The 14,708-nt window shown below is 66.2% G+C and carries 12 protein-coding genes; 1 reads left to right on the top strand and 11 read right to left on the bottom strand.

All coding sequences use genetic code 11. The features are described from left to right. Nucleotides 1-64: 64 nt before the first annotated feature. Entirely contained in the window at nt 65-1,180 is a 1,116-nt protein-coding gene (locus tag PMI42_RS16575) for an FUSC family protein (protein ID WP_008136055.1), read from the top strand. A 1-nt stretch (nt 1,181) separates the two neighbouring features. Here PMI42_RS16575 and PMI42_RS16570 read toward each other — a convergent pair whose 3' ends face one another. From PMI42_RS16570 to PMI42_RS16520, 11 genes are all read right to left on the bottom strand, one after another. Then, entirely contained in the window at nt 1,182-1,832 is a 651-nt protein-coding gene (locus tag PMI42_RS16570) for a 2-hydroxychromene-2-carboxylate isomerase (protein ID WP_008136054.1), read from the bottom strand. Further along, the gene (locus tag PMI42_RS16565; protein WP_008136052.1) at nt 1,829-2,317 is read right to left on the bottom strand and encodes a DUF2867 domain-containing protein; all 489 of its coding nucleotides are present in this window, start codon (nt 2,315-2,317) and stop codon (nt 1,829-1,831) included. The genes PMI42_RS16570 and PMI42_RS16565 overlap by 4 nt, the downstream gene beginning before the upstream one ends. Next, complete coding sequence (locus tag PMI42_RS16560; RefSeq protein WP_008136050.1) at nt 2,314-3,708, bottom strand: MATE family efflux transporter; 1,395 nt, start codon at nt 3,706-3,708, stop codon at nt 2,314-2,316. Before PMI42_RS16560 ends, PMI42_RS16565 begins: the two co-directional genes overlap by 4 nt. Before the next feature lie 220 nt (nt 3,709-3,928). Beyond that, nucleotides 3,929-5,224: a UDP-N-acetylglucosamine 1-carboxyvinyltransferase gene (gene murA, locus PMI42_RS16555; protein WP_008136048.1), complete on the bottom strand. Its 1,296-nt coding sequence runs from the start codon at nt 5,222-5,224 to the stop codon at nt 3,929-3,931. A 240-nt stretch (nt 5,225-5,464) separates the two neighbouring features. Then, the gene (yidI, locus tag PMI42_RS16550) at nt 5,465-5,932 is read right to left on the bottom strand and encodes an inner membrane protein YidI (RefSeq protein ID WP_008136047.1); all 468 of its coding nucleotides are present in this window, start codon (nt 5,930-5,932) and stop codon (nt 5,465-5,467) included. A 249-nt stretch (nt 5,933-6,181) separates the two neighbouring features. Beyond that, nucleotides 6,182-8,617 (bottom strand): DNA topoisomerase (ATP-hydrolyzing) subunit B, encoded by a 2,436-nt coding sequence (gyrB, locus tag PMI42_RS16545; protein ID WP_008136044.1) that lies wholly within the window; start codon nt 8,615-8,617, stop codon nt 6,182-6,184. A gap of 282 nt (nt 8,618-8,899) precedes the next feature. Continuing rightward, nucleotides 8,900-9,643, bottom strand: a complete 744-nt coding sequence (locus PMI42_RS16540; RefSeq protein WP_008136042.1) for a hypothetical protein — start codon at nt 9,641-9,643, stop codon at nt 8,900-8,902. A 140-nt stretch (nt 9,644-9,783) separates the two neighbouring features. Beyond that, nucleotides 9,784-11,967, bottom strand: a complete 2,184-nt coding sequence (locus PMI42_RS16535) for a hypothetical protein (protein ID WP_008136040.1) — start codon at nt 11,965-11,967, stop codon at nt 9,784-9,786. A 118-nt stretch (nt 11,968-12,085) separates the two neighbouring features. Next, entirely contained in the window at nt 12,086-12,829 is a 744-nt protein-coding gene (locus PMI42_RS16530) for a hypothetical protein (protein ID WP_008136038.1), read from the bottom strand. Nucleotides 12,830-12,931: 102 nt separating this feature from the next. Continuing rightward, the gene (gene recF / locus PMI42_RS16525) at nt 12,932-14,080 is read right to left on the bottom strand and encodes a DNA replication/repair protein RecF (protein WP_008136037.1); all 1,149 of its coding nucleotides are present in this window, start codon (nt 14,078-14,080) and stop codon (nt 12,932-12,934) included. 89 nt (nt 14,081-14,169) lie between these two features. Beyond that, nucleotides 14,170-14,535, bottom strand: coding sequence for an endonuclease domain-containing protein (locus PMI42_RS16520; RefSeq protein WP_035965882.1), 366 nt, complete (start codon nt 14,533-14,535; stop codon nt 14,170-14,172). Nucleotides 14,536-14,708 lie beyond the last annotated feature (173 nt).

Genomic DNA, 14,708 nt, shown 5'->3' with positions numbered 1-14,708 from the left:
GGCCTTGCGGCCGCGGGCATCAGCCATGCTTTCGCGATCTGGGATCGGACCGGGACATTCGACGATGGCACTCGCAAAGCAGCTGTTCGACCGGATCCGGGCACGGCGGACACAGCTGGGGCTGGCGATCCGGGTCACGGTGGCCGCGGTGGCGGCCTACGCGATCGCCACCGCGCTGCATCTGCTGTTGCCGCTGTGGGCCGTGCTGACCTCGCTGATCGTGACCCAGATGAGCGTCGGCCGCTCGCTGAAGGCGACGCGCGACTACGTGCTCGGCACCATCGGCGGCGCCATCTATGGCGGCGCGATCGCGATCATGATCCCTTATTCGACCGAGGCGGGCCTGTTGGGGCTGCTGGTGCTGGCGGTCGCGCCGCTCGCCTTCGTGGCCGCGATCAACCCGAGCCTCAACGCAGCGACGGTGACCGCGATCATCGTGCTGCTGGTCCCGACCATGCATCACTCCGATCCCATGACCTCGGCGATCGACCGCGTCAGCGAGGTCGGCGTTGGCGCCATCACCGGCCTGCTGGTTTCGTTCCTGGTGCTGCCCTCGCGCGCCGTGCGACAGATCCGTGCCAGCGCAGCCGCGCTGCTCGAGCTGATCGCCGACGCCTTCACCGAACTGCTCGCGGGCCTGACGCGCGGCCGCGACAACGATGCGCTGCACCGGATCCAGGACGGCATCGGCACCGCGATGGTCGGCATGAATGCGATCGGAGCCGAAGCCGAGCGTGAGCGCTCCGCGCGGTTGTCGAGCGGGCCCGACACAGGCCCGCTGCTGCGAACGGTTTTGCGGCTGCGCCATGACGTCGTGATGATCGGCCGCGCTACGGTGGTGCCGTTGCCGGTCGAGGTGCAGATGCGGCTCGCTGCTCCGCTAATGGAAGTCTCGACCGTGATCGCGCGCTTTCTGCGTTCAGCCGCAGCCGCCTTGCGCGAGGGCGCCGGCGCGCCGCCGATCCATCCCGTCCACGTCGCGCTCCAGCATTACGCCGAGGCCGTTGCCGCCGTCCGCCATGACGGCCTGATCCGCGGCCATTCCGCGGACACCGCCGAACGCTTCTTCGCCATCGGCTTCTCGCTGGAGCAGATGCACCAGAACCTTTGCGATCTCGACCGCGTCGTCGGCGAATGGTCGGAGGTCTCGACCGACGCGTCCGCGCGCGTGGCGGAATGAATTAGCGCTTCGTCAGCCCCTTGGCCACCATGCGCCAGAGCAGGAGGTCGATGCGGTCCTGGCCGAAGAACGGCTCGTTCTCGAACACGAAGGTCGGCACGCCCCAATGGCCTGACGCGGCGTGGTCCTTCTCGTTCTCCGCGATCACCTGCTCGTAGCGATCCGGATCGGCGCTGATCGCGGCGTCCATCGCAGCGAGATCGAAGCCCGCCTTCCCGGCGGCGCGTGCGAGATGATCGCCCTCGTTCCATCCCGCCACCGAGCCGTCCCACAGCACGCGCGCGATCGCATCAGTGAATGCGAGCGCACGTCCTTCGAGCTGCGCCATGGCGCCCAGCCGGGTCAGGCGGTGGATGTAGGGCTGCTCGGCCGCGACATCGAACGTCGTCTTGTCCTGCACGATCGGATCGGGCCTCGGAAAGCGGAACGGAATGCCCTCGTGCTGCGCCACGCGCGTGCTGTCGAGCACCACATAGCGGATGAAGTTCGGGCTGGCTTTCTTGAAGAACCCGGGCACGCGCACCGCGAGCGGATAGACCGGTCGCAGGTTGACCGTCAGATCATACCCGGCGACCAGTTTCAGTGTCTTCGGCAGCGCCAGATAGCTGAAGGGACTGCGAAAGGAAAAGAACAGGTCGACGGACAGCGTCACGGCGCCGGCGCCACGATGGAGCCCATCATGCTGCGGGCCACGAGCTTGTGGAACGGCGTGATGAGCGTGAGGTAGGTCCGTCCGAGCAGATTGTTCGTTTTCACCAGCGTGGTCACGGTGACGTGACGAAGCGTCGCTTCGCCGGCGACATCGACCACGATACGGAAATCGAGATGATAGTCGTCGAAGCCCGCGACCAGCCGCTCCGGCGTTTCGCTCAGCACCGGAAAAAGGCCGATCAGGCCGCCGGGCGCCGGTGTGCCTTCGCCCGATGTCTTCAAGCCGAAGGGTGTCACCACGATGTTGCGCAAGCGTGTCAGAGCATCGATCCAGCGCGGCCCGTGCAGCACCATTCGGGTGCAGGCCTCGCGGGCGCTCAATTGCTTCGCGCCGACCTCTGCACGAAACGCGTCGATGAACTGCGCGCCTGACAGCACCGTGCCGGCGTCGACATCAGGAGTGATTTCGCGAACGGACCCGGTCATCCCGCCAGTTTGCGCGTCAGCATCCGGAATCGCAAGATCAAGAATCCGGCATAGACGAACGTCCCGACCGAGAACCCGATCCAGACGCCGACCGCGCCCAGCCCGGCGTGGAAGGCCAGCACCCAGGCGACGGGAAAGGCGACGCACCAATAGCCGATCGCCGCGAACACCAATGTCATCCTGGTGTCGTTGATGCCGCGCAGCGCGCCGCCGATGATGGTCTGCAGGCCGTCGGCGATGAAGAAGGTCGCGCCGACCAGCAGCAGCGTCGCCGTCAGCTCGACAGTTGCCGTGCTGGCCTCGCTGTTGCCGAAGAACAGCCGCCCCAGCGCGAAGCGGCCGAGGATGATGGCGATGGTCAGCGCCGAGACAAGTGCTACGCCAAGCACCGCCGCGACGAGGCCCGCACGTTTCACCGCGGCCGGGTCGCTGCGGCCGAAGGCATGGCCGACGCGGACCGTGGCGGCCATGCCGACGCCGAGCGGGACCATGAACAGCACGGCCGTCACCTGGAGCGCGATCTGGTGCGCGGCAAGTGCCGCAGTCGAGATCAGCCCCATCAATAGCGCGGCGGACGAGAACAGGCCGTATTCCAGCAGCAGGGAAAACGAGATCGGCGCGCCGACCACGATGAGTTGGCGCATCAGGGGCCAGTCGATCCGCCAGAGATGGGCGAGCGGGCGGTAGTCCGCAAACGGTTTTCGCCAGGCGGCGATGGCGAGCACGGCAAGGAAGGTGCCGAGATTGACCAGCGTGGTCGCAAGCCCCGCGCCGAACAGGCCGAGCTCCGGCAGGCCGACCAGGCCGTGGATCAGGACATAGACCAGCGCGGCATTGACGGGAATCGCCGCAACCGTGATCCACAGCGGCGGCTGCGGCCGGTTGACCGCGCTCATCATGCTGCGCAGCGCGATGAAGCCGAGCGCCGGTGCGATGCCCCAGGCGAGGCCATTCAGATAGTGCTGGGCGAGCGCGGCCGATTGCGGCATTTGACCAAGTGCGATCAGGATGTGCTCGCCATAGAGCGGCGAGGCCATCATCGGCAGCGAGATCAGCAGCGCGACCCACAAGCCGACGCGCAAGGAGCGGCGGATGCGTCCGATGTCGCCGGCGCCGAACGCCTGCGCTGCCAGCGGCGACACCGCGGACATCAATCCCAGCCCGAAGGTGAAGCTGACGAAATAGACCGTATGCGCCAGCGCGGCGGCGGCGACCGCGTCCTCGCCGAGCCTCCCGATCAGCGCGAGATCGGTCGTGATCATCGCGATCTGCCCGAGCTGCGTCAGCATCATCGGCACGGCCAGCCGCAGCGTCTCGACGAATTCCTGCGCGAGATGGTTTTGCGGCACGCCGGCTTGCGGCTGCGAATGATGTTGCACGGTGTCGAGCATGGCGAGCTCAATAACACAACCGGGCGACGAAAACATGGCCCCGCTCGTGTCCCGGACGCGCTGCAGCGCGAAGCGGTGCTGCACAGAGCCGGGACCCAGACTCGTAGGGTGGGCAAAGGCGCACTTGCGCCGTGCCCACCATCAGTCGAGCAGATCAACAGAAGCGGTGGGCAGGCTACGCTTTGCCCACCCTACGATACTGTGGCGCGGAGAGAACTTCTCAGCCCTTCCGCTCCGGCACGCGCCGGATCTTCGCGCCCAGCGCATTCAGCCGTTCGTCGATGCGCTCATAGCCGCGCTCGATCTGGTCGGCGTTGTTGATGGTCGAGGTGCCCTCGGCGCAGACCGCCGCGAGCAGCATCGCCATGCCGGCGCGGATGTCGGGCGAGATCATCGAGGCGCCGCGCAGGCGGCTGGGGCCGGCGATGATGGCGCGGTGCGGATCGCACAGCACGATGCGCGCGCCCATCGCGATCAGCTTGTCGACGAAGAACATCCTGGATTCGAACATCTTCTCGAACATCAGGATCACGCCCTCGCATTGCGTGGCGGTGACGATCGCGATCGACATCAGGTCGGCGGGGAAGGCCGGCCAGGGCTGGTCCTCCAGCTTCGGCACATGGCCGCCGAAATCGTCCTGGATCTTCAGCGTCTGGTTGGATGGCACGATGAGATCGTCGCCCTCGACGCGGCAGACGATGCCGAGCCGCTCGAACCCCATGCGGATCGAGCGCAGATGCTCGACGCCGGCGCGCACGATGCGAAGCTGCGAGCGCGTCACGGCGGCCAGGCCGATCAGCGAGCCGACCTCGATATGGTCGGGCTGGATCCGGTAGGTCGTACCGCCGAGCGTCGCCGGACCATGGATGATCATGGTGTTGGTGCCGATGCCCTCGATTTTCGCACCGAGCGCCACCAGGAAATTCGCGAGGTCCTGCACATGCGGCTCGGACGCGGCGTTGCGGAGGTAAGTGACGCCGTCAGCGGCGACCGCAGCGACCAGCGCGTTCTCGGTCGCGGTGACGCTCGGCTCGTCCAGGAACACGTCGGCGCCGGCGAGCCGTGCCGCGCGGAATTCGAGCCGGTCGGTCGCGGTGACCTTGGCGCCGAGCTGTTCCAGCGCCAGCACATGGGTGTCCAGCCGGCGGCGGCCGATGACGTCGCCGCCCGGCGGCGGCAGCATCACCTCGCCGCAGCGCGCGAGCAGGGGGCCGGCGAGCAGGATCGAGGCGCGGATGCGCACGCAGAGTTCAGGGTCGAGGTCCGCGGCGCGGATGCTCTTGGCATGGATATGAAGCGTGTTGCGCCCGGTCCATTCGGCAGCCGCGCCGACCGAGCGGATCAGTTCGACCAGCGTCTCGGTGTCGCGGATCCGCGGCACGTTCTCCAGCGTCACCGGATGCTCGGTGAGCAGAGCGGCGGCGATGATCGGCAGCGCCGAGTTCTTGTTGCCGGACGGCTCGATCGAGCCCGAGAGCCGGTGACCGCCCTCGACGATATACTGGATGGGCGCCACGGTGATTCTCGCTGTCCTGTTGGTGGGCTGTTTCGGGGCGGAAACTACAGAGAATTGAGCGCGGGAGCAATTGTGGCGGGCGGGCTTGGTGGCCCCGAGGAGGCTGCCAACGCCTCATGGTGGAGAGCGCGGAACGCGCGTCTCGAACCATGAAGGCCCGGCTGTCGCCCGCGGCCATCCTTCGAGACGCCCGCTTTGCGGGCTCCTCAGGATGAGGATTGGTGCGTGCGGCAAGCAGGCCTAGAACAGACCGATGATATTCGCCACCACATAAAGGATGACGATCAGCATCAGCACGCCCATGGCCAGGAAGGAGATTTCGACGGCAATGGCGCCGGCGCCAAGCGCGGCCGCGACACCCGCCAGCAGCCTCTCCTCGCGAAACACGAGGGCCAGCACCGAGAGCAGGATGGCAAGCAGGCCAAGCGAGATCGCACCGATCGAAGACGCCTCCCTCAGTTGGCTCCCCGTCGACTTCTCCCGCGGCGGGGCCTGGTACTCGACGCCCTTGACGCGTGCGATCAGGCGATCTTTTAGCCGATGGCCGGTGTCGACAATCACCTTGTCCGCCGGTGGCGGCGGATAGATCACGGGGATGATCCAATGCGGCAAGATGGCCGCGATCAGCGCCAGCACACCGACGATGCTGCCGATCACGCCAAGACGGCGCGAGGGCAGGGCGGGGCTGGTGGTTGCTGAGCTGGTCATGCCACTTCGTCGCGATGGCGGGTGGTGAGGTTCAGGGGGCGCAGAAACGCGGCGGGTTGCCGCGAGGCAGGTGCGCCCCCTCTCCCGCTTGCGGGAGAGGACAGGGGAGAGGGTTTCTCCTCATTGGGACAATCTCCAAGACGAGAGAGCCCTCACCCGCCACGCTCTACAAGCGTGTCGACCTCTCCCGCAAGCGGGAGAGGCGCTCGACTGAGTGCTTGGCTAGCGGATCAACCCAAAGCCGCAGCCTCAGATATCGATCGTCGCGCTCAGCGAATGTTCCTGAATAAAATCGCGGCGCGGCTCGACCACGTCGCCCATCAGCTTGGTGAAGATGTCGTCGGCCTCGTCGACCTCCTTGACCTTCACCTGGAGCAGCGAGCGCGCGTCGGTGTCGAGCGTGGTCTCCCAGAGCTGCTCGGGGTTCATCTCGCCGAGACCTTTGTAGCGCTGCAGCGTGACGCCCTTGCGGCCGGCGTCGGTGACCGCCTCGAACAAATCGACCGGGCCGTGGACGGGATGCTCGCTGTCCTTGCGCCGCAGCTTGCCGGAGCGCGCATAGACGTCCTGGAGCTTGGTCGTGTACTCGTCGAGCTTGCGGGCCTCGACCGAGCCCAGGAAGGCGTCGTCGATGATGGCGGCTTCCTTGACGCCGCGCACCGTGCGCTCGAACAGGAAGCCCTGGCCTTCCACGTATTGACCGATCCAGCCGCGCTCGACCTCCTCGGCCTGGTTGTCCAGCCGGCTCGCGATGTACTGCGCCGCAGCGGCAGCTTTCTCGGGGTCGCCGTAGATCGCCTTGTTGAGCACGCCGGTGATGGCGGCCTGCTCGATCACCTTGCGATTGTAGCGGCTGTGCAGATTGCGCAGGATGCTGCGGACGACGCGGGCGTCGTCGACCAGCGAACGCAGGTCGCGACCGGTGCGATCGCCGCCATTGCCGGGAATGTAGACGCAGTCATCGAGCCCGGTGTCGATCAGATAGTCTTCCAGCGCCCGCTCGTCTTTCAGATACTGCTCGGACTTGCCGCGCGAAACCTTATAGAGCGGCGGCTGGGCGATATAGAGATAGCCGCCGTCGATGATGTCGCGCATCTGCCGGTAGAAGAAGGTGAGCAGCAGCGTGCGGATGTGGGCGCCGTCGACGTCGGCGTCCGTCATCACGATGATCTTGTGATAGCGCAGCTTCTCGATCGAGAACTCGTCGCTGATGCCGGTGCCGAGCGCGGTGATCAGCGTGCCGATCTGCTCGCTGCCCAGCATTTTGTCGGGGCGTACGCGTTCGACGTTCAAGATCTTGCCGCGGAGCGGCAAGACGGCCTGGAATTCGCGGTTGCGGCCCTGCTTGGCGCTGCCGCCTGCCGAGTCGCCCTCGACGATGAACAGTTCGGACTTGGCCGGGTCCTTTTCCTGGCAGTCGGCGAGCTTGCCGGGCAGCGAGGACACCGAGAGCGGGCTCTTGCGCGTAAGCTCGCGCGCTTTTCGCGCGGCTTCGCGGGCAGCTGCCGCCTGGATGACCTTGCCGACGATCATCTTGGCCTCGGAGGGATGCTCCTCGAACCAGGCCTGGAGCGCCTCATTGAGCACATTCTCGACCACGGGGCGCACTTCCGAGGACACCAGCTTGTCCTTGGTCTGCGACGAGAATTTCGGATCGGGCACCTTCACCGACAGCACGGCGGTGAGGCCTTCGCGGCAGTCGTCGCCGGTCAGCGCGATCTTTTCCTTTTTCGCATTGGCCTCGGCATAGCCGTTGACCTGGCGCGTCAGCGCGCCGCGGAAACCGGCAAGATGGGTGCCGCCGTCACGCTGCGGGATGTTGTTGGTGAAGCACAGCACGTTCTCATGGTAGCTGTCGTTCCACCACAATGCGGCCTCGACACCGATGCCGTTGGCCTCCGCGCGCACCATGATCGGTGCCGGCACGATCGCCTTCTTGTTGCGGTCGAGATATTTGACGAATTCCTCGACGCCGCCGGAATAGTGCATCTCCTCGCGCTTCTCGACCGCGTGACGCATGTCTGATAGCGCGATGTTGACGCCGGAATTGAGGAAGGCGAGCTCGCGCAGCCGGTGCTCGAGCGTCGCGAAATCATATTCGATGTTCTTGAATGTCTCGGTCGAGGCCTGGAACGTCACCTCGGTACCGCGCTTGCCCGGCGCGTCGCCGACCACCACCAGCGGTGCCACCGCATCGCCATGGGCGAATTCGATGTAGTGTTCCTTGTTGTCGCGCCAGATGCGCAAGCCGAGCTTGCTCGATAGCGCGTTCACCACGGAGACGCCGACGCCGTGCAGGCCGCCGGAAACCTTGTAGGAGTTCTGGTCGAATTTTCCGCCGGCATGGAGCTGGGTCATGATGACCTCGGCCGCCGAAATGCCTTCGCCCTTGTGGATGTCGACGGGAATGCCGCGGCCGTCGTCGCGCACGGTGACGGAGTTGTCGGCGTTCAATATGACGTCGACCCGCGTCGCATGGCCCGCCAGCGCCTCGTCGATGGCGTTGTCGACGACCTCGTAGACCATGTGGTGCAGGCCCGAGCCGTCATCGGTGTCGCCGATATACATGCCCGGCCGCTTGCGGACGGCATCGAGACCCTTGAGCACGCGGATCGATTCCGCCCCGTAATCGCTTGGATTTGAGGGCTCGTTTTCGGCAGGCGTCTGCCGAGCAGGTTCTGTCATGAGAGGCCTTCGAGATGTCGCCCGAATCAGCGGCGCAAAAGGCGCTGATGTGAGGCTATTTGTGCCATGAAAGACCGATTGCGCCTAGCGCAAAGTATCCTCCGGCAACCCTTTGATGAGATAGGGATTTTTTACCGGTTTTCAAGGCGCGCGAAGGCCGATTCTGGGGCTCGCGAAAAGCGCGATTCGAGACCCTGTTTTTGGCCCTCGAAGGCGTGGATTTTGCGGGGTGGAGAAGCGCCTTCCCAGGCGCTCCAGGCGCCCCGAAACAGGCCCCTGGATTCAGTAGATCTGATCCGGCTTCTTGTCGTCGTCGCCCAAGCTGAGGGACCAGGCCTCGCCTGCGGCCACGGTGATGGTATCGGTGCGCACCCGATAGCCCGACACGAGCAGCGCGTAGGAATAGGTGCCGGGCGGCAGATCCAGCGTTTGTGGATGATTTTCGCCGCCCGCGATCTGGATGGTTTGATCGTTGATCACAAGCGAAGCCACATCGGGCGCAAGATAGCCGAATATCAGCCGCGCTTGTCCTGCCGTCGGCAGGAAATCGGCCTTGGCCGCGGCCTCCGTATTCCGCTGCACCAGGCCGACAATGGTCTCGTCCTTGGCGCGGGCAAGCTTCAGCGTGGCCGGACCCTTCGGGGAGGCGAAGGCGAGCCGGGCGTGATCGGCGGCGACCACCGTGCCATCAGGCTTTTCCTCCCAGCCGCGCTTTGCGAGCTCCGCGCGGTAGAAGGCGAGCACATCGCCGAGCGCGGCCGGCACATGGGCTTCGAGTCCGACCCGCAGCGGGATTTCGATGCCGGTCAAATGGGTGGTGCTGGAGCTGGAGAAGCTGTGTTGCTTCGGCACCGGCATGCCGGCATCGGGATTCGCCGGTGTGAGCGCGGCCGAAATTTGCGGTGATGGATGCCGCATCCATCTGCCGGCACTTGCGGCGACCAGGCCGCCCGCGAGAAGAGCGAGGCCGCACGCGAACAGCCGCCATCGTGCCGGGACCTTCGTTCTGCGCCTCGCCGTCGTCATGCCCGTTCTCCAGGGATGTCGCTCGTTGTGATCGTCGCGCCATGCAGCGGCTGCGACCCGGTCGCCGCCGCCTCTGCACGACTAGTCGCCCCACGAACCGGACGGGTTCAACCTGGCCGTTACGGGCACAGGCGGCGGGATCAATACATCTGGAGCGGAAGCACGTCGCCGTCCGGGCCTACCAGAAGGCCCCAGGCATCGCCGGCGGCCACCGTCAGGGTCTCGCTGCGGGCAGGGCGTCCCGGCAGGCGCAGCGCGTATTGGTACTTGCCCGGCGGCAGATCGAGCATCGGACCTTTCGGCGATCGCGGGCCGCCGGCGCCCGCTGCGATCTTCACGGTCTGATTGTTGATCGTCAGCGAGGCTTCCTTCGGCCCCATGTTGCCGAGCATCACCCGGGCCTGTCCGGCCTTGGGCATGATGTCGGCCTTGACGGCGGCCTGCGGATTCCGCTGCACCAGGCTGACCGTAGTCTCGTCCCTGGCGCGGCCGAGCTTCAGGACGGCCGGTCCGTCCGGCGAGGTGAACGCCAGCTCCGCCCGGTCGGCAGTGACGGTCGCACCGTCGGTCTTTTCCTGCCAGCCGCGCTTGGTCAGCTCCGTGCGATAGAAGACGAGGACATCCGAGAGTTCGGCGGGAATGCTGGCCTCGAGCTCCTTTCGGAACGACTGGTCGCTGCCGGGGAATTTCGTCGAGCTGATCCCGCTTGATGAGCGCTGCGTCGGCACGGGCAGGGCGGAGTCCGGATCGGCCTTCAGCGGCTCGGCCGATTTGGCCTGCATGGCCTTGGATTCCGTCGGGTTGGATTGCGCCGGTTTGGTCTCGGCCGACTTCGCCGCAGCCACGACCAGGCCGGAGCCGGTGGCGCTGACATTCACCTTCGGGCCCATCTGCATCACGGTCATCGAGATCGACTTGCCGCTCCTGGAGAACGACATCACCGCCATGTTGGGCTGGTTGATGACGGAGGGCTGCTCCTTCCAGCCCGCGTTCTTCAGCGATGCGCGGTAGAAGGCGCCGAGCGCTTTCACGCTCGACGTGGAGGAGAATTCGAGCCGGCCCTCGCCGCCCTCGAACGTCACGCCCTCGGCGGTCTCGGGCAGCGGCACCGGCATCTTGCTGTCGGCGAGCGCATTGAGCGGCGCATCGGACAGCGCGCCGGCCTGCACCTTGCGCCTCGCTTCGTCGGCGGCGATGAGCTGCTTGGCCGCACCTAGTGCATCACCAAGAAACTTCTGATCGGCTTCCTTCTTCGCCTTGGCGCGGGCGGCCAGCGCCGCCTCCTTCACCTGCACGTTCAGGCTGATCATGGTGAAATCATACTTGCGACCGAGCCGGAGCACGCCGGTTTCCTCGGCATTGGAGACCTTGATCGCGACCTCGTCGCCGGGTGCGAGCGGCGCGCTGCCGTCTTCCTGCCAGCCGCGCGCGGCGAGCTCGCGATGATAGAAGGCGAGCACGGCCGGCAGATCGGCCATCGCGGCCGCTGACATCTCGCGCTTGTTGGAATCGGCACTGCCGAGGCCCCTGGCCGTCTTGGTCGGATTCGGCCGCGGCAGGCCGGCAAGATCGCCATCGGCCTTGAGTTCGCCGGGCAGGGCGAACGGCGCCACGCGGATGTCGACATTGGTGCGGCCATCGTCGCGGCGCGTCAGCGTCAGCATGACCGGCTTCTGCTGGTAGAAGCCGCCTTCCTTGCTGTCAGCATGCGCGTAGAACGCGCGAAAACCGTTGGGAACGGTCTCATCCAGGCTGGTCGTCCAGGGTGCGGCGGTTTCCGGCGTGAGCTTCTGCCAGCCGATCGCCGCCATCTCGCGGCCAAAGAAATCCGATGTCGCATCGAGCGCGCCGGGCGCGATGCAGCCGAGATAGGGCCTCGTGCCATCGAACATGATGTCGCTCGCACCGTCCGGGAACGGCACGTTCGAATAGATCCGGTCGGAGGAGTAGTACACCACCGACTGATCGGGCCTACCGAGGGCCTGCGTGAAATGAACGGACAGGCCCTGCCGTCCTTTCTTGAAATTCAGCGTGGTGCTCTTCTCTTCCAGCGGCCGCACATAGGGCACCCAGCCGTCGGCGCTGAGGAGCTTTTTCGCCGCCGGCGCGGTCACGGCTTCCGGCGTCGGCATGCGGTATTCGAGGCGCCAGGATTCGGGTCGCGAGGTGTCTTCCACCGCCCCTTCCAGCTTCGGCAGTGCGTGGACGTCGACGATGCCTCCGTCGGCGGCGGCCGCGGTCGAGCAGCTCGCCATCAGGACAAGGCCGCAAGCCAGCAGCCGCCAGCGTGCCGGGACTTGCGTCCCGCGCGGGATCGTCGCCATCGTCAAGACTCCTGGATTTCGCGCGGGTCTTCATCCCTCGCGCCTATGCAGGCTACGACACCGTCGGCGCGGCCTCAGACCAGAAGTCGCATCAGAAAGCAGTGAGGTTCAAAAAGGCTCAATAGAGCAGGAGCGGCGACCACGTCTCTCCGTCGCGCCCGACCGTGAGCTCCCAGGTATCGCCCGCAGCGAAGTTGAGGGTATTCGCGGTGGCTGGATGGCCCGGCACATTCACCTCGTAGGAATATTGGCCGGGCCTTAGATCCAGCGACACCGCACGGGTGCCGGCGGCGCGCTTGAGCGTCCGGTCGTTGATCGTGAGCGTGGCTTCGGTCTCGGCGATGTTGGAGAACACCAGCATGGCCTGGCCGGGCTCGGGCATGACGTTCGCGTTGGTCGCGACGGATGCGTTCTTCTGCACGAGGTTGACCGTGGTGCCGGAGTCCTTGCGATCGAGCGCGAGCATGCCCGGTCCAACCGGGGAGACGAAGGCGAGCTGGACATGATCGGCGGAGATGACCGCGCCGTCGTGCTGTTCCTGCCAGCCGAGCTTGCCGAGCTCGGTGCGGTAGAAGGCGAGCACGTTGCCGAGCTCGGCAGGCACGGTGGCCTCCAGTTTGGTACGAAGCGGCGTTTGAACGCCCGCGACGACGGTGGTGTGGATGCCCCGGTAGCTGTAACGGGTCGGCGCCGGCAGCCTGGTGTCGGGGTCTGGCGTCAGCTCGGACGAGAACAGCACCGAGAGATGGGGCACCCAGGCGCTGGCGCTTGCCGCGAGCATGCAGCTCGCGAGGAAGACGAGGCCGCACGCGAACGCCCGCCATCGTGCCGAGGCTCGCGCCTCCGGCCTTACCGTCCGCATCTCACTCTCCAGGAACGTCGCGTCATGTCCATCGCGACTGCAACGGCTGCGACAGCGCCAGCGCGGCCTCTGGCAACTAGTCGTGGCGGGAAATCGTCGGGTTCAATGCGAAGCCTGGCGCCGGGCCGAAACCCGTCCGCTCTCGACGTCAAAGACTTCGCCGCCCGCGCCAATCTCGGCAAAGGCTGCGGGGTCCGCGCCGGTCAGCCACACCTGCGCGCCGAGCTTGCGCAGCTCGTCGAACAAGGCGGCGCGCCGGTTCGGATCGAGATGGGCGACGACCTCGTCGAGCAGCAGCAGCGGCACGATGCCGGTCATCTCGGCCACCAGCGTCGCATGCGCCAGCACGAGCCCGATCAGCAGCGCCTTCTGCTCGCCGGTCGAGGCATCGCGCGCCGGCATGCTCTTGGGGGCGTAGATCACCTGGAGATCGGTGAGGTGCGGGCCGTCGGTGGTGCGGCCGGCAATCGCATCGCGCGGACGGTTGTCGCGCAGGATCTGGCGGTAGCGGTCCTCGACCGAGGTCGCGGTCTCCGTCAGCAGCGCGTTTTCCATCCAGCCGTCGAGCGCGATTTGCGCCGATGGAAATGCCGATTGCTGGGCGCGCGCGTTGAGCATGCCGGTGAGGCGCGCCGCGGTCTGGCCGCGCGTGGCGGCGACCGCGACCGCGAGCTCGGCGGTCTCGCGCTCGATCGCGTCACACCAATGATCGTCGTAATTGCGCGTCTCGAGCAGGCGGTTGCGCGAGCGCAGCGAACGTTCCAGCGCGTTGATGCGGCTGGAATGCTCGCTGTCGATGGCCAGCACCAGGCGGTCGAAGAAGCGCCGCCGTTCGGAGCCCGCACCCATGAACAGCCCGTCCATCGCCGGCGTCAGCCAGACCATGCGGATGTGGTCGCCGAAGGCCGCCGCAGAAGTCACCGGCTCACGGTCGATGCGGACGCGCCGGCTCACAGGGCTATCGGCACGCGGCGGATCGATGCCGGTGCCGAGCGTGGCCAGCCCCAGCGCGCCCTCGACCTGCGCCGACACCGCCCAGGAGCCGTCGCCCTGGTTGTCGGCGACGTCCTCCAGCGTGGCGCGCCGCAGGCCCCGCCCCGGCGAGAGAAACGAGATCGCCTCGATGCAATTGGTCTTGCCCGCCCCGTTCGGCCCAACCAGCGCCACCATGTCGGCCGCCGTCTCGAGCCCCGCCGCCCGATAATTGCGAAAATGCGTCAGCGTCAGGCGATGAATGCGGGAGGGGGTCATCAGATCTTCGTCATGGACGCGGTGCTTCCCCTCTCCCCTTGTGGGAGAGGGTGGCGCCTCACGAAGTGAGGCAACGGGTGAGGGGTATCTTACCGCCCGGTAAGCTTTGCAAGGATATCCTCCAGCACGGAAGTGGGTTGCTGGAGCACGTCGTTGTTCCAGTAGCGCAACGTCCAAAACCCTTCGGCGGCAAGCGCAGCCTCACGAGCCGCGTCTTGCTGTGACTCGGCGTGCTGGCTCCCGTCGATCTCGATCACGAGAGACTGCCCGAAACAAACAAAGTCGAGAATGTAGTTCTTGAACGGTACCTGCCGGCGAAACTTGTAAGTGGAGAGTCGGCGATCCCTCAGCAAGCGCCACATAGCTGCTTCCGCATCCGTCGGCTCGTGTCGCATGCTCCTCGCGAATTGGCGGAGACGCTTGGCGACTGGCCGATGGGATGGCTCCTGCGGCACCAACCCCTCACCCGACCGAGTGTGTATCCGCCAGCGGAGATGCCCTCTCCCACAAGGGGAGAGGGCACAGCAACGTGAATCGCGCTTGTTTCGATGGGGAAAGCCGTTGCTTCACCCTCTCCCCTTGTGGGAGAGGGTGGCTTCGCGCAGCGAAGCCGGGTGAGGGGTTGTCT

Source organism: Bradyrhizobium sp. YR681 (assembly GCF_000282615.1).
Classification (GTDB): domain Bacteria; phylum Pseudomonadota; class Alphaproteobacteria; order Rhizobiales; family Xanthobacteraceae; genus Bradyrhizobium.
The sequence above is the reverse complement of the archived record's forward strand: the minus strand, read 5'-3'. Positions and strand labels throughout refer to the sequence as shown.